The following is a 19,183-nucleotide window of genomic DNA, read 5'->3' as shown; positions in this document are numbered from 1 at the left end:
CTCACCAATCAATGAAGATGACTTAAGATATTTGAAGTACAATGAAGAGAGATTATTTACTATTAGCGTTACTGTTGGTTGGAAACATTACTTTTGCCCAATCTCCTGTTGAGAGAGGGCTGAATACGATTAACCGTTCCTCTGCCGAAGCTACTATCAACTTTCTGGCAGGCGATGAATTGCAAGGGCGTGAGGCCGGTTTTCATGGTTCGCGTGTGACTTCGGAATATATTGTTTCTTTGTTGCAATGGATGGGAGTATCACCTTTGGCTGACAGCTATTTCCAGCCTTTTGATGCTTACCGTAGAGAACGTCAGAAAAAAGGACGTCTGGAAGTACATCCTGATTCCATAGCTAAACTGAAACAGGCAGTTCATCAGAAGCTTTCCATGAGGAATGTATTGGGAATGATTCCCGGTAAAAATACCAAAGAATATGTGATTGTGGGGGCTCATTTCGATCATTTAGGTATTGATCCAGCACTCGATGGCGACCAAATATACAATGGTGCTGACGATAATGCTTCCGGTGTATCGGCAGTGCTGCAAATTGCAAGAGCCTTTCTAGCCAGTGGACAGCAACCCGAAAGAAATGTAGTCTTTGCTTTTTGGGATGGAGAAGAAAAAGGACTGCTTGGCTCAAAGTATTTTGTGCAAACTTGTCCTTTCCTGTCTCAAATCAAAGGCTATCTGAACTTTGACATGATTGGCCGTAACAACAAACCTCAACAGCCCAAACAGGTCGTTTATTTCTATACAGCCGCCCATCCGGTCTTTGGGGATTGGTTGAAAGAGGATATCAGAAAATACAGTTTGCAATTGGAACCGGATTACCGCGCCTGGGAAAATCCGATAGGAGGAAGTGATAACGGTTCGTTTGCCAAAGTAGGCATTCCGATCATCTGGTATCATACGGACGGGCACCCTGATTATCACCAGCCTTCTGATCATGCCAACCGGCTGAATTGGGATAAGGTTGTAGAAATCACTAAAGCCTCTTTTCTCAATATGTGGAAGATGGCAAATGAGAAGTCTTTCTAATGAAGCAGATAAAATACAATCCTGATAATTAACGGGAAAAGTCAGGATTGTATTTCTTATTTTTTGAGTATTCTTTTTAAATAGTCGATAGTTGGCAAATTCACAGTCTCAAAACTTCCTTTATAAAATACAGCAAAATTATTAAAAACACAAGGTAACTCTTTTGCTTTCTGTAGCGTATTTACTTGAATAAAAGAAACAGGGACATCATTTGTTTCACAATATTGTTTGATCATTTCAATGTATTTATAGATATAGGGGCATTGCATATCATAATAAATCGTCAGTTCCTCACTTTCTATTTTCAGATTCTTGGCATTTGGCGCAAATTTCGGTGTTGTTCCGTCAAAAGAAAGAGCAAGCAATTCATATCCGTTATCGGTAGTGTCAACAACTTCAAAACCAAATTTCTTTGCAAATGATTGATCAGAAAGCCAGCTCTTCTGTTTTTTTGCCCCGAGCATACAAATACCGGATCTGCCTTTTTCTTTGGCATCGGCTATACAGTACTCTATTAATGCTTTCCCATATCCGTTTCCTCGGGGGCTGCCTAAGACCCATAAACAATACAGATAATAATAGTTGTTACCAATGATGGGAACCCAAGCTGTTTCAAGAGGGGCATATTCAATGAAGACTGTAGCTTTTGCATTTAACTTTCTAAAGACATGGCCTTCATTCAGCCGGTCGGAAAGCCATTGTCGCTTTGCTTCAATACCAGGATGAGACTTTTTGCTGCGGATAAGGCAGCATAAATGCTCATTAGAAAGATTTTCTGTTGTTAAGTTTACGAAATCAGTATTCATATATACCTTTATTTCAAGTTCGATATTGTCAATCGGTTAGTGTAGTAATTGTAATTCTTTATGGGTCTGTTGATAGAGTACCTTTGCAAAGGTAGTGAATTTGTGCAGATAATCTCTCTTGCCAGGTTGTAGAATTCACGAAAGTTTCTTTTCTTACTATAATATAGAGAGGTGGCGAACAGGCAGAACTTTACATCCGGCAATAAATAGCAGATGGCAACAGACGAAACAGGATAGTTACATATCTCCATCTTTTGGAAATGAAAGCTACTTTTTTCTTTTTAGAGATAGCTTTTTTAATTTGTTTCACAGCTTTCTCAACGGGAGTAACCCAGAACAATCCTTCTCCTTTTGCCATGGCGGTGTCTACAAACCCGGGACGAATATCAGTAGTGTAAATAGAATAAGGAGATTTAGTTGCTTTCTGTCGTAGTCCTTCCATATAGTTGATTTGATAGGCTTTCGACGCGTTGTAGGCAGGAGCGATGCCACTGCCGCGCGTACCTCCAACGGAGGAAATGGTAACCAGATGCCCGCTTTTTTGCTGTTCGAAATATCGGAACCCCCAGTCTGCGATGTTGGTGAATCCTATCACGTTCGTTAGTAAGGTAGGTTCTTCCAATTGGTAGGATAGTTCGGGATTTAGTTCTCCGGTCCCGGCGCAGATAATCAATATATCCATTCCACCCATCTTTTGAGTGAGAGTTTCAAGGGATGAAATGGTAGCTTGTGTATCAGTGATGTCGCACACTTGGTAGAATAGTTTGTCTTTGTTCCGGGCGCATACCTCTTCTAATAGATTTTCCCTGCGACCGGTAATGCCGATAAGATAATCTTCTTGAGAATAGACTTCCGCCAATCCACGACCGATGCCGGAGGTTGCACCTATAATTATAATTTTTTTCATGAAATACAATATACTTTGTTTGCCCGCAAAAGTAAGGGTAGAGAATAAATAAACTCTTGATTGAAATCAAGAATTTACTTTTGTACGACTTTTCTTCGGATACGGCTTAATGTTTCGGGACGAATTAGAAGGTAAGAAGCCAGTTCTTTTAAAGTTATCAGTTTCAGTAAGTCGGGACAACGATTGATAATTTCAAGATAGCGTTCTTCCGGTGTCAGGCTGTACATTGAAATCATCCGGTCGTAGACTTCCCACAATAACGTTTCTGCGATGCGGCGTCCTAACTTTTGGTGAGCGTCGTTGGTATCGTAGAAGTCTGCCATTTGCTGATAATTGATTACGTATACCGAACAGTCACATAAGGCTTGTATATCTACATTTGATTTATCCTGTAACTGAAAAGCCGGATAGTTGCCAACAAAAGAATGGTCGAAAGTATAGCCTACAATACTGCTCTCGCCTACACTGTTGGTGCAACAGTATCGGAAAGAACCGGAACTGACGAACCCCATTGTTTTGCATACTTCTCCCTGGCGGGAAAAGTAGTCTCCTTTCTTATAATAGGTCTGCTTCCCCTGTTGCAATACAAAATCGACAATAGGGGAGTAGTTGATGTGGGAAGTATATTTGTTGAAATCTTCCACAGCGTATGGAAATTAGCCTTCGTTTATAACCTGAAATCCGGCCTGTTTCAAATCTTCCCAGTATCCGGGATATGATTTGGTAACGACTTGTGGGTCGGCAATGAGTAAATTGGGATGGCGGATAATTGCCGGTGCAAATGCCATTGCCATCCGATGATCCTCGTAGGTTTCAATCACCGGAGTTTTTTCCGGTTCACATCGTTCGCCATTCCACATTAATATACTGTCATTTTCTTCCTCGATCACATATCCCAACTTTTTAAGCTCAATTCGCAGGGCGGCAATGCGGTCGGTTTCTTTTATTTTCAGGCTTTGTAATCCGGTGAAGCGGAAAGGAATATTCAGCAAGGCGCAAGTTACGACAAATGTCTGTGCTAAATCCGGAATGTCAACAAAGTCTTCTTCCAGTCTTTCCGGTACTTTTCCTGTTTTTTTTAGTTTCACGCCTTGTGGAGTAAATTCGGTGGTTATACCCAACCGTGAGAAAACTTCCGCTCCCCGGCTATCACCCTGATAACTGTTACGGAACAATCCCAATAATTCAATTTCTGCTTTGGGAGATAAGGCGGCAATCTGATACCAATAGGAAGCTGCGCTCCAATCACTTTCTATTTTGAAAGGAATACTCTGATAGGGCTGTGGGGCAACGGAAATGCTACTGGGAGAAGTCCATGCGGCTTTGGCTCCAAAGTCTTGCATCAATTGCAATGTAAGATTGATATAAGGGCGGGAAATAATCTCTCCGCTTAAATGTAAAGTCAATCCGTCTTTGAGTGCCGGACCTATCATCAGCAGAGCAGATATATATTGGGAACTGACATTTCCTTTCAAGGTTATTTCATTTCCTTTCAACTCTGCACCTTTGATGCAGAGGGGAGGATATCCTTCATTGTGGGTATACTCTATTTCAGCTCCTAACTCACGAAGTGCATTGACTAATATCTGTATCGGACGTTGCTGCATACGGGCTGTTCCTGTGATCGTCCGTTCTCCCGGAGTTACACTTAAATAGGCGGTAAGGAAACGCATAGCAGTGCCCGCAGCCATAATGTCAATCGTCTCTTTTCCTTCAGTGAGAGCTTTTATCATCACCTCTGTATCGTCACAATCGGACAGGTTTTCTGGAGGATAAATACCTTTACCCAGCGCATTGATAATTAATGCACGATTACTGATACTTTTGGAAGCCGGCAACTGGATCATTGCTGTTACTACTGAAGGAGGGATGAGTTTATAGAGTATCATTTCTTGGTATATTCTTTGTTATGGAGTACAAAAGTAGAGATTTATTTGGAGACTTCCAACTGGTTTGGACTCTTGGATAGGGAGTTGAGGCAATATCTGTATCTTCTTATTTATTCTTTTTATCATTAACAATGATTTGTATGGAAAGAAATTTTATATTTGCAATGTACTAATAATAAGCTCATGAAAATAAAATCCTTGTATGCCTTATTGTTTTGCATTGATAAAAATAGCAATAAATTAAAATGAAAATACCGAATATACGTTTACTTAATCAACAGTTATTAAGTCCTCTTTTCTCTCAACCAAAGGAACTTGTGTCCTGGATGGGGGCTATGCAGGCACAGAATTATTCCATGGTGAAATGGGCAGTGGGGATGCGTTTGAAGTCGGCAACGATTCAGATTGTGGAAAAAGCGCTTCGCGATGGTGAAATCCTGCGGACTCATGTGATGCGTCCGACATGGCATCTCGTAGCGGCAGAAGATATCCGATGGATGTTGAAACTTTCCGCGGGGCGTATAATATCTGCTAATGAGTCTTATGCGAAAGGTCATGACTTGGAAATTTCTGAAGAACTCTATACGAAAAGTAATAATCTGTTGGAGAAAATTCTTTGTGGGAAGAAAAGTCTGACAAGGCAGGAGATTGCCGAGCATTTTAATCGTTCGGGGATTGTAGCGGATAATCACCGTATGACCCGCTTTATGGCTCGTGCGGAGCAGGTGGGGATTGTATGTAGTGGAGAAGATAAAGGAAGTAAATGTACGTATGCACTTTTGGAAGAGCGTGTTCCACCGATGCCGGAATTGACCAAAGATGAATCTTTGGTTCGTTTGGCTAGAAGCTATTTTCGTAGTCATGCTCCTGCTGTTTTGCAAGATTTTGTCTGGTGGTCGGGATTGCCTATTACAGATGCACGTCAAGCTGTTTATTTGATTGATTCGGAATTAACGGCAGAAGAATGGAATGGACAAACATGGTATATTCATGAAGATTGCCGGACTCGTGGAAAAGTTACCGGCAGTTTGCATCTTCTTCCTTCTTATGATGAATATTTGCTTGGTTATAAAGACCGGACAGACGTTTTGCCCAAAGAGCATTACTCGAAAGCATTTACCAATAATGGGCTGTTTTATCCGATTGTTCTTCATGAGGGGCAAGTGATAGGAAACTGGGATAAATCAGTTAAAAAGAGAGATTCATTTATAGAACATTCATGGTTCCGGTTGGATGATTGTGTCGATGAAGTTGCGTTAGACCGTGAGAAAGATAAGTATATACGGTTTTGGAGATAATATGGAAAGTGTATCCTTTATTGTTGTATAAATCCGAATATATAGGAAATTTTTGTATGTGCCCTATTTTCTTATATAAGGAAATAGAGCACATAAAGTATAATATGTTTTTATTTATTCATTTGTTTCTTGGCCCATTCCAGTCTTCTTTGATCGGCTAATGGAGTCACTTTAAACTCTTCGAATGTAGCAGTGAAACCTTTGCCGTCCGGACAAGCTCCCATCAATCCTACCATAACAGGACAATTATCCTGCAACCAGCAAGTACGTATCATGATATATTCTTTGTCGTCACGTGAAAAAAATATTTCTACTGCATCCAGGCGACGGACTGCTTTTATCCATATAGAGCGGGGAGCATCCGGCAATTGTACTACACTCCAGTCGCTAGTACGGTGCGTAACTACCGCACTTACATTCTGTTTGCCATCAACGTATTCCACACCTGCTTTTATCCAGTTCTCATGGTCGATGCGCAGCATCAATCCCATTTGGTCAAAGGTGGTCACATAGTTGCCGGTAATTTTTACTTTGGCTTCAAATTCTCCACCATAAGTCGCATAATAGAAAGGTCCGTCGTCCACTGTGAATCCATAATGGGAAATACGCCAAAAGTCTGTTTTTGCAGGAACATCCATCACTAAAGTTTTGCCATCTTTTATTTCCCACTGTTGAGGCTCATTCAGCCAATTCATCTTATTCAGACTTTGTGCCATAGAAGAAGTAGCTACTGCCATAAAGGCTATTGACATGATTTTGATTTTTAAATGTTTCATGATCATTTCTTATTTGATTATCTTTATCTTTATCTTTGTGGCGCAAAGATAGGTCATACCTCCGTGTGTAACAATACTGAATAATAACCATTTTATAAGATGGATGTATTACAAAAGGAAATAGATGAAGTTTATGCGACACAACTGATAACCGATGAAATATTGGATAATGGAGTTGTAGAGCAACATCAGCGCTTTATTCATTCATTGACGGAGATTAATGGTGGATGCGCTGTTATTTCAGATCTTTCGAATAGAAAAAGTTATATTGCTGTTCATCCTTGGGCGCATTTTCTAGGTTTAACTCCCGAAGAAGCAGCTTTGAGTGTGATTGATTCTATGGATGAAGATTGTATTTATCGGCGTATTCATCCTGAGGATTTGGTAGAAAAGCGGTTATTGGAGTATAAGTTTTTTCAGAAGACCTTTTCGATCTCTTCCGAAGAACGGTTGAAGTATCGGGGAAGATGCAGAATACGTATGATGAATGAGAAAGGAGTCTATCAGTATATTGATAACTTAGTGCAGATAATGGAAAATACTCCTTCCGGAAGTGTATGGCTGATTTTTTGTCTTTATACTTTGTCTGCAGATCAACGAACAGAACAGGGGATATATCCTACTATTACCCATATGGAACGTGGAGAGGTCGAAACGCTCTTTCTTCTGGAAGAACATCGCAATATCCTATCCGAACGCGAAAAGGAAATACTTCGTTGTATACGTAAAGGACTATCTAGTAAAGAAATTGCAGCTATCCTTTATATTAGTGTGAATACAGTCAGTCGACACCGGCAAAATATTTTGGAAAAACTCTCTGTCGGTAATTCGATAGAAGCGTGTCGGGCTGCAGAATTGATGAAACTGTTGTAATTGTATTCCAATAAGATGGCATTGTTTACTGATTTCTTTCTTCAGATTTGAAACTTATCTGAAGAAAGAACGGAACTTATTTAAAACAAAAGCAGTAATTCATCAAATCTTTTCACCTGTTTCAGATGGTCATGTGTGAATGTGTCTACTACTTCATGTTTCCACATCACTTCAAAAGGAATATGTATGCCATATCCTCCCAGCGATAGAACAGGTTGAATATCTGATTTCAGAGAATTTCCAATCATGACAAATTCGGAAGGAGCAATCTGTAAGATATTCAACATTCGTTGATATTCTTTCTCTGTTTTATCGGACATCACTTCAATGTGATCGAAATAAGAGGCTAATCCGGAACGCTCCAGCTTATTCTCCTGATCGAGCAAATCTCCTTTTGTGGCAACTACTAATTTGTATTTACCTTTCTCTTTCAATACTTTAAGCGTTTCTTTTACTCCCGGCAATAGTTCAATAGGCATTTTCAATAATGATTTGCCTAATTCAATAATATGTTGAATGTCTCTACCTGAAATCTTTTGTCCACTCATATGCAAAGCTGTCTCTACCATAGAAATGGTGAAAGCTTTGGCTCCATAGCCGAGATATTTCAGATTATTCATTTCTGTTTGAAATAAAGCGGCTGAAATATCTTCAGAAGTGCCATAAGGCATTAACAGGTCTGTATATTGTTTCTCTATTTCCTGGAAAAAAGGTTCATTGCTCCACAAGGTATCGTCTGCATCAAAAGCAATGACTTTAATAAGTTCTTTCATCGGTTTCGTCGTTAATGGTGAATTTTAGATCATATGTTTGGTATTTCGTATGCAAAGTTACAATAAAAAGGGGAATAAAGGCAGACGGTTTGTTTTTAGAACTGAATCTCCATTTAATTTCATAGAAATCTCTATCTTTGTTACTCGTTTTTTTGAGTTTGAATTTTAATTGGATATACAATAATGAAAATAGGAGATAAAGTACGCTTTCTTAGTGAGGTAGGCGGTGGAATCGTAACTGGATTCCAGGGAAAGGATTTTGTGTTGGTAGAAGATGCGGATGGATTTGATATTCCAATGCCGATACGTGAGTGTGTAGTGATTGAAACAGATGACTATAATATGAGGCGTAAACCCGGTTCGTCTGCTCCGAAACCGGAAGAACCTGTTAAACCGGTAAAACCGGAAATGCCTGTCATTCAACGTCAGCCGGAGGTGCGTGGAGGAGATACTTTGAATGTATTTCTAGCTTATGTGCCCGAAGACGCAAAAGCGATGATGACTACTCCTTTTGAAACTTATCTGGTAAATGATAGCAATTATTATTTGTATTACACTTATTTGAGTGCAGAAGGAAAAGCATGGAAGAACCGTTCACACGGTTTGGTGGAGCCCAATACAAAATTGTTGTTGGAAGAGTTCACGAAAGATGTACTGAATGATATGGAGCGGGTGGCTGTTCAGTTGATCGCTTTCAAGGACGGTAAGCCTGCGGCTATCAAACCGGCTGTTAGTGTGGAGATACGGATTGATACCGTGAAGTTCTATAAACTTCATACATTTAGCGACTCTGATTTCTTTGAAGAACCGGCTTTGATTTATGACATAGTGAAAGATGATATGCCTGCCAAACAAGTATATGTTTCAGCGGAGGAGATTCAAGAGGCTTTGTTGCAAAAGAAGTCTGTAGATAAACCGAAGTCACAACCTATTGTGAAACCAAACCATATTACTCATGGCGGAAAGAGCGGAATTATTGAAATAGATCTTCATATCGATTCTTTGCTGGATGATACTCAAGGGATGGGCAATGCTGAAATTCTGAATTACCAATTGGATAAGTTTCGCGAAGTGATGGAAAACTATAAGAATAAGCGTGAACAGAAAATAGTCTTTATTCACGGCAAGGGAGATGGGGTACTTCGAAAGGCTGTCATTGATGAATTGAAACGGAAATATAGTAATTGCCGTTATCAGGATGCTTCTTTCCAGGAATATGGGTTTGGGGCTACGATGGTAACTATTAAATAATGGTATAAAAAAAGTGGAAGCCAACCGGCTTCCACCCTCTCTCTCTTACATATTAATCATTTTACTTATTCAGTTCAATACCTTTATTCTGTAAAGTGATGTTCATCAAAGCTGCATACTTGGCATACTGTTCAGCACTAAGAGTCTTTTTCATCAGTTTCAAGTTACCATAAACAGCATTGCGCAATTTTGCTTCTTTATCTTTCTTCGCTGTTGTAGCTCTTGACATCTGTTCGGAGAAGTAATCGCAAATATTGGCTACTTCTTCACTCTGATCGGAGTTTAGCTTTAAATATTTGCCTAGTTTGCTTACATTGATGTTACCTTCCCATTTTGCAGTTGTAGGCTGATTTCCGGCTGCAAATGTTGTAGCAGCAAGGCAGAGCGCTGCCACTAATGTTAATCCTAAACGTTTCATAATACCTACTTTTTTAATTGTTATACCTAAAAACTATTCCTAAAAACAAATCTAATACCTATTGAAAATACTGTCTAAGCGCTTAGTTTTTTCTTTTTACCTATGCAAATATAAGAATATGTTTTATAGCATAAAAATAAAGAAAAGGAAAAGATTCTTTTTAGGCTGATTTCTTGATGTAAGTCAAGAGGTGATCTGCTTTTTGATATAAAAATGCCTTTTTATGAAACATTTTTGTAATACGTGTACGGAAACGGTAGTAGAATATTTCTCTGTTTCAGGATTTGTTGCTATTAAAATGATATTGAACAAAGGAATGTGACAAGGAACGGAACACTGAAATCGACAACAAAGCCATGGAAGATGGAAATGATAACAAATTCCTTTCCCGAATATCGGGTAATGATAGGAAGAGTTGTATCCATCGTTGTAGCTCCACCAACGGAGATAGGGGCTAACTTTCCGAAATATTTCACTAGCAATGGTGCGCATAGCAAAGCGATAATTTCACGCATGATATTGGGAATATTCTTAACCATCTTAAAAATATACACTTAAATATTTTATAATCAATATATTATAAGAAAGGTAATTTTAATGGAGAAACAAATAAGGAACAAAAATAGGAATTAAAGTGATTTCTCATTTTTCTATTTGCACTCTGTTTCTTTCTTTTCGTTTGTTTGCTTTCAGAGTGCATTCTGAGCAATTTTATCTGCTCTCATCATTCGAAGAATTTGCTCCTAACTTTAACTAACAAATTATTTGCAGCTCATAAAGAGAATACAAATTATTATCTCTTGAAGTTGTATTGCTTGTAGCAAAGATAATCTTTTTTGTACAGGCAGCCAAAAATGCCTGCCTATATTTAGTTTAATTTAGTTTAGCATATATAAGGCTAACAAACTAAACCAAACTGGATTTTCATGTTACTTTTTGTGATTTTCCCATTCTACCCATACAGCCAAAAGAGAAGATAAGCTCTTGCCTCTTTTCTCTTTTCGCTGCGATACTCTTTTACTTCATAGCCACCTTTTACACACATCCGTACCGAGCAAACTCCCACATGCTCGCATATCAACTTTCGGTCTGCCCGATGGGAATTGTGTCGCAAAGGTATTTGCCATGTCTTTATTGTATGCAAGGTTGTAACCTGAAGGTTCACTACAAAATCTCCACGCTCCGCTTCGCAGAGGTAGTATTTTGTAGTGAAACCCTGCATACATAGCCATGCCACCTGTTGAAGCGACATAATTTCAATCAAGCCCGAAAGTAAGTGAAATGCTACAGGAGGGAAAGTAACAAACTTAAAACTTGGTATTTATGGCAAATTATGCAACCAACATTTTCCACGCAAGAACGGAAAATAAAACAGACCTCGACAAAATAGAGGCTTTCTTGGATGACACTTTCAGCGAATTTACCAATCGATATGGTGATAGTGTAGATGCAGAATTTTCCTCTCGTTGGGTGTATCCAGAAGAAGAAATCAAAAAATTGGTAGAATCGTTGGAGGACAAAGATAAAGTCTATATCAAGATTCTAACCTATGAATTTGAAGACGAGTACGTGAGCTTTAGAATATTCTCTCAGGGAGAATGGAAGGTCAAATTAATAACTGAATGAGTAGAAGAAGATAAAGTAAAATTATGGTCTATCCTACACTTTGCTTATTCTATAAGAGACACACGGATGGAACGATTGTCGGTGATTTCGACAACAAAATCACTGTTCGTTTCATCTGTGGCAAAGAGAGAGTATTAAATACTGTGATGAAGTAATTTTTACAATTTTACAACATAGAAACCATGACACAGATAGCAATGAAATTCGTCCAATGGGATGTGCCCGAATTGGAAAAACTGAAAGATAGCAAGGTTTACAAATTACGGGAACGTCTTGATAATGGCGACAAGTTGAGTCGGGAAGAAAAGAACTGGCTCACCCGCAATGTGAAAGAGTGCTGCCATTTCAAAAGAGGTATCGCTTTAATGGGCTACCGTTTTGACTTCTCCGATGTTCTCAAACGGTATTTCGTGAAACAACACGGACATATTGCCGAATATTATACCATTGACAAAACCGCACTACGTTCTGTCCTATATGGTCGAATTGAAGATATAATCGAAGTACAATAAAAATCAAAAGAAGCATGAAAGTAACAATTGAACACAGCTTTTGCCCCTATTGTGACGAGGTAACTGAACTTTATTTCCGAATCATTAACACGATTCTTTTTTCTGGCAATGAGGCGGAATTGCGTGAAAGCATGAGACAGTTGGAGAAAAAAACTCCACTTGATGAATATTTCACATACGGTTACGGTGCACGACACCTTTGGGTTTGCCAGCGACGTCCCAGCGACAAAACCAAAATATTCGAGCATCGTATTATGATGGTTGAATTTCAATGACACCTTGGACAAATATCATCGACTGGCTGGAATGGAATCACCCATTTCAGCCTTACTTCCATTTTCCTTTTATAACTTTTTCTTTTGGCTGCGCCACTCCCTTTTGTAGAAACCAGCCATTCGCACAAAGCGAATTGGAAACCACTTTGTGAAAAGTCTGGTTCTTCCTGCCGTTTTTCCTTCCAGTTCCATTTTTTTTTCGATGCGGATATCACTATCCTCCAAGGATGGGCTACCTACGCTTCTGTCCACTCTTGGCTGACACATTCCTTATGCAGTGGCCTTTTTTCTGATTGGATGGTATTCTGTTTGTTACAGTCTCAATTCAAGCCAGGCATGTCTCGCTTTGGCTTTGCTATTCTTCACTGACTTTCGGACGGATGTCTCGCCTTTGTGCCGACATTTGGATTTGCTCTTTTTCCTTATCATTACCGGTTTACTTGTTTCCCATTTTCCATAATCGCTTTTTATCGAAGCAATCATCATTTTTCCTCTGCAAAGATAGTATGCCGACGGGAACGACATGGTTGTCTTGACCAATGGCGTAGCCGCTTCAATCTTCCTTTATCGAGCCTTCGATTTTACCTGTGGCTAAAAATAAAGCGTATTGACGCGCTATCCTTGGTGCATCCCTTAAACGACATCTACTTTTTAGGCAGTGTAAAAATTGATTTAATAACTTCTAAAAGCAATTCAACATGAAAAAGATTGAAAACAATTTCACAGTAACCGGATTCTTAGGTAAAGACGCTGAAATCCGAGAGTTCACCAACAGCAGTGTCGCACGTTTCCCATTGGCCGTAAGCCGTCAGGAAAGGAATGCCGAGGAAACCAACCGCATTTCAGCCTTTATGAATATTGAGGCTTGGCGTAAAAACGAGAATACTGGGTCATTCGACCAACTGACCAAAGGTACGATGCTCACCATTGAAGGCTACTTTAAGCCTGAAGAGTGGACCGACAAGGTCGGTGTGAAGCACAATCGTGTTGTTATGGTGGCTGTCAAGTTTTATCCTCCTATCGAAAAGGAGGATGTTCCTGAAAAGCCGGTAAAGCCCGTGAAAAAAGGCAAAAAATAATTCTTGCCTTATCATGAACAAAGCGATCTTTTGGTCGCTTTTGTTTTGCTCATGACCGGATTAATACGCATCATACTTTTATAAGTGACTGTTGCGATGCCAAGCTCCAAATGAAATCTTCACCCGGTAATACTGTTATACTTAGCTCCACTTGATGAACAGGCAGATTACGATTTTCAATAGAAAAAAGAAGACTCTCTCAATTCCATACCTCTGAGCAGCTTTCCAGTCCCTCTTATAACCATATTTCTTCCCAAAAGTGAGGTTACGTCCGCCGTCCATTAATTTTACAGTGCGAAGTTAAGTCGGACGTGAACCTGCAAGGCGCGTTTCATTTGCAGTCAATGCCGTTCAAATGAAATCCTTCGGATTCCGCTTCCTCCTTGCATTGTTCCCTTCTTCCGCCTTGTGGTTTGCACGTAAAATCAAATCCCACCGGACGAGGTAAAAGCCTCTGAAGGGAAGGGAAAATAAAAAATTAGAATGTATGAAACAAATAATTTGGTCAAGTGATGCTCTATTGGATGAAACAGCAAGAGAGTATTATCAAAATTTCAAGCGAGAAGAACTGGACGATGATGCCTACAAGGTCAGCGATGAAGAGTGGTCGGACGAAGTGTATAATGAATTGGGGGATGAGCGGCAGAACCTAAACAAGGATGTCAATGGAGTCATTATTGCATTTGGAGATTTAGGATTGTGGAACGGACGCAAACAAGGCTATCAAATTTTGGGTGACAACATTGCCGGGATATTACAATCTACACAGTATGATGCAGAGTGGTACGGTGACGGCTACGATATACGAGGCCGTATGTCGCACCATGATGGCACGAATTATGTTTTGTACCGTGTCGCTGAAAATCGTGACGACGCAGAACGGATTGCCGCAAAAATCTACAACTATGAAATTGACGAGAATGGTTTTCGCCAAGTTACACGTTCCCTCCACCCCTATGTGGCCGCAGTGTATGGCTGGAAAACTCTACAGGACAACCTCGTTCAGGTAAAATAGCCTGTAACCTGTACTTAAACAAATGCCGTAACGCTTTCTCAAGAGGCTGTTACGGCACTTGTGTTTTATGCCGTATATATTCTGCATAAAATGTGGTGGGAAACTATTCCTTTTTACACATTTATGAATGTTCCCGCCCAACTGTTGTAGGTGGCCGCTTGTGCCAGTTTCCTTTTTTAGACTCCGGCCCTCCTTTATAGCCCCATCCAGCTACCCCCCTATATTTCTATCCCGCAAGCCTGGTTATTTCCCTGCAAAATTCGATTGCCGGCTGTCCGTCCTGTCAAGGACCGCTGACACTTGCTGCTGTAAAATCTTCCTCTCCGAAATATCGAAGAGTGTATTTTCCGCATCCTCCTTGCCCGTTCTGGCCGCCAATCCCGTGGGCAGAAAAATAATCAACCTTTCGGTACAGGAAGTATCGAAGGGAAATAAATAAAATATTAATCTTAAAATTTGAGGCATTATGACATTCAGAGAATTTATGTTAGAGAACGGTTATGAATTGCAAACAACCTTTTGGAATGATTTTTCCATTGCTGACCGATTTGGTCTTTCGGCGATACAGGACACTTTCAACCGTGCTTTTAAGGAGTGGAAAGAGAACTACAAGTATCTCACGGAACTGGTTTTAGTGCTTAACCATAAGATATGGCAGTATTATGAAACAAGGCCGGAAATTGCGACATTGTATAATACCCTTTGGGCACAAGCCAGTCAATATGCAATGGAGTATCTGAAAGATGACGAGCTAAGCTATTATTATGATGTAACGGATTAAATGTCCCAGCTCCTCCCACAGGAACAAAAGAAAGCCGGCTTTTGTCGGCTGCTCTTTGTGGTCATTCCCTTTTTTATCACTCCGTTTTACCCTTGTATAAAACGAAATTATTTCGTTTCAGGCTGCTACCAGTCAGGACTTGTTTTTTCCTGTGCAAAGGTATTGCCACGGAAAAACATTCAAGTACCGCTACGCTATTTGAACACAATTTTTCAGTAGCTTTCCCGATTTTCAATCGCTCAAATGTCGTATACGCTCCATACCGCAACTGTAAAAATTCTGTCCAAATTCCTTGCCTGCTTTTCCTTAAAGGCAATCTTGAATGCACGTAAAAATCAAATCCCGACTGGAGAAGCCTAAAGGCTTCCGAAAAAAGGGAAAAAAAGAACATGATGTTTAATAGCTAAATTTTAAAAGTATGGAAATTCAATTTGTGATTGTTCGTTCAGAAAATGCAGAGTATTTGTGTCACAATGTAAATGGAACGTATGTGGATGTCAGCGACCCATCAACAGAATTTGTTTCTGGAGAGGATGATTTTCGCTTGGTAGAGCCGGACAGCTCCCTAACGCGGAAAGAATACGAGTTTCGTGGAGAACGCTTTTATCTCATGCCTCAATTTTATGGCAATGGCTGGTTAGCACTTACTTTGCAAAGTGTGGAAGATGAAACAGAGTATATCGTGCTATCCGTCAATTTGGAGAGCATGGATGCACTCGATTTGCCAGACCGTACATTTATTGATGTGAATCATTATCCGGATGCAATGGAGTTTCTGGAGACAAATAATTTAGCGACCTATTCAGGTTACAAGCGTAGAAGCGGATTTGTGGAATATCCAATGGCGGTATTGAATCTTCCTTTGCTTTATCAGCACGCCCCGCAGATTTTCCAAGAGGCGAATATCGAATGTTTTTAAATGGTTTTCTGAAAGTATGGTACTGATGACTACCAAAGAGATACCGTATCGGTTAAATCCTATCGGTATGGTATCTTCTTTTGCCCGAAGACAGGTGGCATCCCCCTTTTTTACAGATTGCTCCGTGCCCACTTTTTTAATTTCCTTGTTTCCCTTTTATAGCAGCGTAACTGCCTGCTTCTCTTTTACAGCCCTTATGTAATGAATGTTGATGTTTCCTGTCGTTATCCAGACTTTCGCCCGGTCTTGTTTTCGTGTGCAAAATTACGGCGAACGAACGCTATCCAAGTATCGCTACGCTATCCGAAATGAAATTTGACGTAATCTTCCTAAATCATAGATTTCGGTATTCATAAAATTTCATTTCCGATTCCTTGCACTGCGTTCCTGCTTCGTCGTTTGGGACGCACATGAAAAACAACCCTTCCGGCAAAGTCGAAAGACTTGAAAAAAGGGAAAATAAAAAACTTAATTAAAAACGAAAACGAGTATGACAATAGAAGAAGTATTACAGCACGATTTAAAATTCAGGTATATGTTATTGGGGCGTTTGCAAGCCGACTGTGAATATTATCTTGGCTTTGGAAACAAAAGTTCTCGTCGTTTGTGGGCTGGTTCTGAAAAGGCACAAATTGAATACATGACGAAAATTCACGACAGCTTCCGAGAAAACGAAAAACCCGAATGGCTGACAATGGAGCAAATCAAAGAATACAGCAATGCTATGGAAGTAACACAAGAATAATTCAAAAAAAATACCGTAATAACCTTTAACGGAGGTGTTGCGGTATTACAGTATTACAAATAAGGGTCGGAGTTTGAGAACATACCCTCTTATAATTGAGAGGGTAATAATAGTCCCTCTTTTATAATTATATCATTCTATTCCTTTTTTATATTTCTGCAAAAGGAATAGCATTCTTCTTTTATATTAATTATTTTTCATTTTATCTCCCATCTATTCTTCATCCTATCACCGGTTTGGTTTTATCAAATGCAAAGGTCGGCTATCGCGCTTGATCCTGCTACTTGAAGTGTATTTCTTACAAAATTCTTCCTTCCTGCGCAAGAGTAATTTGGCAAGAAAAGTTGCCGTATGAAGCTGTATCGACATCCGTTTACCGCATCCATAAATCCCAAAACGGTTCAATCAGTAAAGAACCGACAATATGGGAAATAAAAGTTAATACTAACCAATTCTTTAAACATTAAAATCATGCCTAATTATGTAACAAACCGTTTAGAAATAAACGCAGACAGAGAAACAGTACAAAATGTGATGGATTTCTTAAAAGGAAAAACTGATGAAGACAGTACGCCTTGCTATATTGACTTCAACAACATTATCCCTATGCCAAAGGACTTACTGATAGAAGCGTCCACTTCTGGGGAATTTGGTATGCAGTATATCATAGCACAGCAACGTAAACCGTTCAATTCACAGGACGACCTGAAAGTCATTCAATGGATGGAAATTCAGGAGGAAAAAGTCAGGGAAGAAGCATTACAACTTGGAATGACATATCTGAGAAACTGGGGAAAATACGGTTATCCTACTTGGTATGAATGGTCTATTGCCAACTGGGGTACAAAATGGAATGCCTTTAATCAGAATTTTGAAGAACCGAACGTGCTTTGGTTTGATACGGCTTGGGAAGGTGTGCCTCTGCTTATCCAAACACTCTCCGAGATATTTCCGGACGTCGAGTTTCAATATGCCTATGCGGATGAAGACCTTGGTTCCAACGTGGGCAAAGGGACTATCCGAAATGGAGAAACCGACATGACATTCCCCGATAACGGAAGTAACGAAGCCTTTGAAATTGTCTTTTTCGTAAAACCGGGATTAGAGGAATACTTGGAACTGACAGACGAGGGGTATAGGTGGAAAGCCTAAACATCTCCGGACAGACAATATCTGACATGTATTCAGGGTATATCTCAACCGATATATCCTGGATTCCTGTTGCCGGAAGCTCCGTTTATATTTATTCCATTCCACTTCCTTTTTACAATTTCACGCCTCTTGAACCAGTCTTTTTTGACCGTATTTACCCATCCCTTGGCTGGCCTACTTATCATCTTTGAAGCTGCTTTTACTGAAACCGCCAAACACGCCCTTCAAGAGCTTGCCGACAACCCAGAATACCAGCAATACAATTATAATATCTCCCATAAGTCTTACTTTTATAGTTTTAACAATAATAAAAATACAAAATAATAACCGAAAAACAAATATACGATCCTGATTATCTGAAAATTCTATCAGGAGTTACCTTCATTTGTTCCGTCCTCTTTCGGGTTCTGTTTGACACGCGGACCGCTGGTTTGGCCACGATCAAGTTTTACGCCATATTTATTGAGTATGCGCCAAATAGAACTTTTGCTGCTAAAACCGCTTGCAGCCCAAATGTCATCGAAAGAATGCCCGTTGATATACATATCCACGATTGTCTTATCTCGTTCAGCTTTAGGTAATACCTTCGGCACAGCCGGGGCTTTGATATTCTGGCGTAACTTCTCGACATGAGCGGAATATTTTCGTAGTGCGGCAATTTCTTCCGGAAATGCCCCTATTATCCACAACACATCGGCTGCTGTCGTACCGGGGAATAATTCACCGCGAGTATCAACTCTGTCATGAATGGATATGACACGTACAATTTTGATACGGCATAGTTCGATGAACGCGGCCAGTTCTCTTAAACCGCGTGCAGCATTGCTGAATTTGGATATGACTATTTCATCGCCCCTTTGAAGATTCGCCATAAGCTGTTTCCACATAGGTCTCAATGTTTCATGTTCAACTGTTTCCTCTACGATTTGTACACAACCATATCGCTGCATCCATTCTCTCTCAGCATCAAAACTGTCATTATTTTCCTTGAATATATAGCCAACTTTTGCCATTTTAATATACACTGTTTTGATAACAAGTGCAAATA

The 19,183-nt window shown here is 39.8% G+C and carries 24 protein-coding genes and 1 pseudogene; 14 read left to right on the top strand and 11 right to left on the bottom strand.

Translation table 11 applies throughout. The features are described from left to right. Nucleotides 1-41: 41 nt before the first annotated feature. Nucleotides 42-1,040, top strand: coding sequence for a M28 family metallopeptidase (locus I2I04_RS06310; protein ID WP_195654595.1), 999 nt, complete (start codon nucleotides 42-44; stop codon nucleotides 1,038-1,040). A 56-nt stretch (nucleotides 1,041-1,096) separates the two neighbouring features. Here the strand turns inward: I2I04_RS06310 and I2I04_RS06305 are convergent, their stop codons facing one another. The 4 genes from I2I04_RS06305 to I2I04_RS06290 all read right to left on the bottom strand — a co-directional run bounded on the left by I2I04_RS06305 (nucleotide 1,097) and on the right by I2I04_RS06290 (nucleotide 4,642). After that, nucleotides 1,097-1,846 (bottom strand): GNAT family N-acetyltransferase, encoded by a 750-nt coding sequence (locus I2I04_RS06305; RefSeq protein WP_195654594.1) that lies wholly within the window; start codon nucleotides 1,844-1,846, stop codon nucleotides 1,097-1,099. A gap of 190 nt (nucleotides 1,847-2,036) precedes the next feature. Beyond that, entirely contained in the window at nucleotides 2,037-2,753 is a 717-nt protein-coding gene (locus I2I04_RS06300) for an SDR family NAD(P)-dependent oxidoreductase (RefSeq protein ID WP_143257736.1), read from the bottom strand. A 74-nt stretch (nucleotides 2,754-2,827) separates the two neighbouring features. Beyond that, nucleotides 2,828-3,397: a Crp/Fnr family transcriptional regulator gene (locus I2I04_RS06295; RefSeq protein ID WP_004299287.1), complete on the bottom strand. Its 570-nt coding sequence runs from the start codon at nucleotides 3,395-3,397 to the stop codon at nucleotides 2,828-2,830. 12 nt (nucleotides 3,398-3,409) lie between these two features. Next, complete coding sequence (locus I2I04_RS06290) at nucleotides 3,410-4,642, bottom strand: 3-phosphoshikimate 1-carboxyvinyltransferase (protein ID WP_195654593.1); 1,233 nt, start codon at nucleotides 4,640-4,642, stop codon at nucleotides 3,410-3,412. Nucleotides 4,643-4,887: 245 nt separating this feature from the next. Here I2I04_RS06290 and I2I04_RS06285 point away from each other — a divergent pair, with 245 nt between their 5' ends. Further along, a complete protein-coding gene (locus I2I04_RS06285; protein WP_195472958.1) occupies nucleotides 4,888-5,940 on the top strand; it encodes a winged helix DNA-binding domain-containing protein in 1,053 nt (350 codons plus the stop codon). A 110-nt stretch (nucleotides 5,941-6,050) separates the two neighbouring features. On the opposite strand, the gene I2I04_RS06280 is transcribed toward I2I04_RS06285, so the two are convergent. Continuing rightward, nucleotides 6,051-6,722: a DUF1349 domain-containing protein gene (locus tag I2I04_RS06280; protein WP_229067731.1), complete on the bottom strand. Its 672-nt coding sequence runs from the start codon at nucleotides 6,720-6,722 to the stop codon at nucleotides 6,051-6,053. A gap of 93 nt (nucleotides 6,723-6,815) precedes the next feature. Here I2I04_RS06280 and I2I04_RS06275 point away from each other — a divergent pair, with 93 nt between their 5' ends. Then, nucleotides 6,816-7,589 carry a response regulator transcription factor gene (locus tag I2I04_RS06275; RefSeq protein ID WP_195654592.1) on the top strand — a complete coding sequence of 258 codons (774 nt, stop codon included), beginning with the start codon at nucleotides 6,816-6,818 and terminating at the stop codon, nucleotides 7,587-7,589. A gap of 80 nt (nucleotides 7,590-7,669) precedes the next feature. Here I2I04_RS06275 and I2I04_RS06270 read toward each other — a convergent pair whose 3' ends face one another. Further along, nucleotides 7,670-8,362: an HAD family hydrolase gene (locus I2I04_RS06270; protein ID WP_143257740.1), complete on the bottom strand. Its 693-nt coding sequence runs from the start codon at nucleotides 8,360-8,362 to the stop codon at nucleotides 7,670-7,672. A 183-nt stretch (nucleotides 8,363-8,545) separates the two neighbouring features. On the opposite strand from I2I04_RS06270, the gene I2I04_RS06265 reads away from it, so the two are divergent. After that, complete coding sequence (locus tag I2I04_RS06265; protein WP_195472999.1) at nucleotides 8,546-9,613, top strand: DUF2027 domain-containing protein; 1,068 nt, start codon at nucleotides 8,546-8,548, stop codon at nucleotides 9,611-9,613. A 61-nt stretch (nucleotides 9,614-9,674) separates the two neighbouring features. Here the strand turns inward: I2I04_RS06265 and I2I04_RS06260 are convergent, their stop codons facing one another. The 3 genes and pseudogenes from I2I04_RS06260 to I2I04_RS06250 all read right to left on the bottom strand — a co-directional run bounded on the left by I2I04_RS06260 (nucleotide 9,675) and on the right by I2I04_RS06250 (nucleotide 11,283). Next, a complete protein-coding gene (locus I2I04_RS06260) occupies nucleotides 9,675-10,031 on the bottom strand; it encodes a hypothetical protein (protein ID WP_195473000.1) in 357 nt (118 codons plus the stop codon). A gap of 293 nt (nucleotides 10,032-10,324) precedes the next feature. After that, nucleotides 10,325-10,558: pseudogene (locus I2I04_RS06255) on the bottom strand (lysine exporter LysO family protein); the annotation flags it as partial. Between the two features lie 425 nt (nucleotides 10,559-10,983). Continuing rightward, entirely contained in the window at nucleotides 10,984-11,283 is a 300-nt protein-coding gene (locus I2I04_RS06250; protein ID WP_008777440.1) for a hypothetical protein, read from the bottom strand. 71 nt (nucleotides 11,284-11,354) lie between these two features. Between I2I04_RS06250 and I2I04_RS06245 the strand changes: the two genes are divergently transcribed. The 10 genes from I2I04_RS06245 to I2I04_RS06205 all read left to right on the top strand — a co-directional run bounded on the left by I2I04_RS06245 (nucleotide 11,355) and on the right by I2I04_RS06205 (nucleotide 18,135). After that, a complete protein-coding gene (locus tag I2I04_RS06245) occupies nucleotides 11,355-11,657 on the top strand; it encodes a hypothetical protein (protein ID WP_008659523.1) in 303 nt (100 codons plus the stop codon). 23 nt (nucleotides 11,658-11,680) lie between these two features. After that, nucleotides 11,681-11,812: a hypothetical protein gene (locus I2I04_RS23405; protein ID WP_004323451.1), complete on the top strand. Its 132-nt coding sequence runs from the start codon at nucleotides 11,681-11,683 to the stop codon at nucleotides 11,810-11,812. Nucleotides 11,813-11,839: 27 nt separating this feature from the next. Beyond that, nucleotides 11,840-12,169 carry a hypothetical protein gene (locus tag I2I04_RS06240; protein ID WP_004308738.1) on the top strand — a complete coding sequence of 110 codons (330 nt, stop codon included), beginning with the start codon at nucleotides 11,840-11,842 and terminating at the stop codon, nucleotides 12,167-12,169. 14 nt (nucleotides 12,170-12,183) lie between these two features. Further along, complete coding sequence (locus tag I2I04_RS06235; RefSeq protein WP_004308737.1) at nucleotides 12,184-12,444, top strand: hypothetical protein; 261 nt, start codon at nucleotides 12,184-12,186, stop codon at nucleotides 12,442-12,444. Between the two features lie 698 nt (nucleotides 12,445-13,142). Then, a complete protein-coding gene (locus I2I04_RS06230) occupies nucleotides 13,143-13,523 on the top strand; it encodes a single-stranded DNA-binding protein (RefSeq protein ID WP_004308735.1) in 381 nt (126 codons plus the stop codon). Nucleotides 13,524-14,010: 487 nt separating this feature from the next. Next, nucleotides 14,011-14,538: a hypothetical protein gene (locus tag I2I04_RS06225; RefSeq protein ID WP_004308734.1), complete on the top strand. Its 528-nt coding sequence runs from the start codon at nucleotides 14,011-14,013 to the stop codon at nucleotides 14,536-14,538. 466 nt (nucleotides 14,539-15,004) lie between these two features. Beyond that, nucleotides 15,005-15,319 carry a hypothetical protein gene (locus tag I2I04_RS06220; RefSeq protein ID WP_004308733.1) on the top strand — a complete coding sequence of 105 codons (315 nt, stop codon included), beginning with the start codon at nucleotides 15,005-15,007 and terminating at the stop codon, nucleotides 15,317-15,319. A 418-nt stretch (nucleotides 15,320-15,737) separates the two neighbouring features. After that, nucleotides 15,738-16,238 (top strand): DUF4313 domain-containing protein, encoded by a 501-nt coding sequence (locus I2I04_RS06215; protein ID WP_007218096.1) that lies wholly within the window; start codon nucleotides 15,738-15,740, stop codon nucleotides 16,236-16,238. Between the two features lie 490 nt (nucleotides 16,239-16,728). Further along, nucleotides 16,729-16,983 carry an LPD11 domain-containing protein gene (locus tag I2I04_RS06210; protein ID WP_004313639.1) on the top strand — a complete coding sequence of 85 codons (255 nt, stop codon included), beginning with the start codon at nucleotides 16,729-16,731 and terminating at the stop codon, nucleotides 16,981-16,983. A gap of 471 nt (nucleotides 16,984-17,454) precedes the next feature. After that, nucleotides 17,455-18,135: a hypothetical protein gene (locus tag I2I04_RS06205; RefSeq protein ID WP_004308730.1), complete on the top strand. Its 681-nt coding sequence runs from the start codon at nucleotides 17,455-17,457 to the stop codon at nucleotides 18,133-18,135. A 44-nt stretch (nucleotides 18,136-18,179) separates the two neighbouring features. Here I2I04_RS06205 and I2I04_RS06200 read toward each other — a convergent pair whose 3' ends face one another. Beyond that, complete coding sequence (locus I2I04_RS06200; protein WP_008016945.1) at nucleotides 18,180-18,320, bottom strand: hypothetical protein; 141 nt, start codon at nucleotides 18,318-18,320, stop codon at nucleotides 18,180-18,182. 183 nt (nucleotides 18,321-18,503) lie between these two features. Beyond that, complete coding sequence (locus I2I04_RS06195; RefSeq protein ID WP_004308728.1) at nucleotides 18,504-19,148, bottom strand: recombinase family protein; 645 nt, start codon at nucleotides 19,146-19,148, stop codon at nucleotides 18,504-18,506. Nucleotides 19,149-19,183 lie beyond the last annotated feature (35 nt).

The sequence above is a fragment of the Bacteroides sp. 1001136B_160425_E2 genome (genome assembly GCF_015559655.1).
GTDB lineage: Bacteria > Bacteroidota > Bacteroidia > Bacteroidales > Bacteroidaceae > Bacteroides > Bacteroides luhongzhouii.
This window is presented reverse-complemented; position numbering and strand designations above follow the sequence as displayed.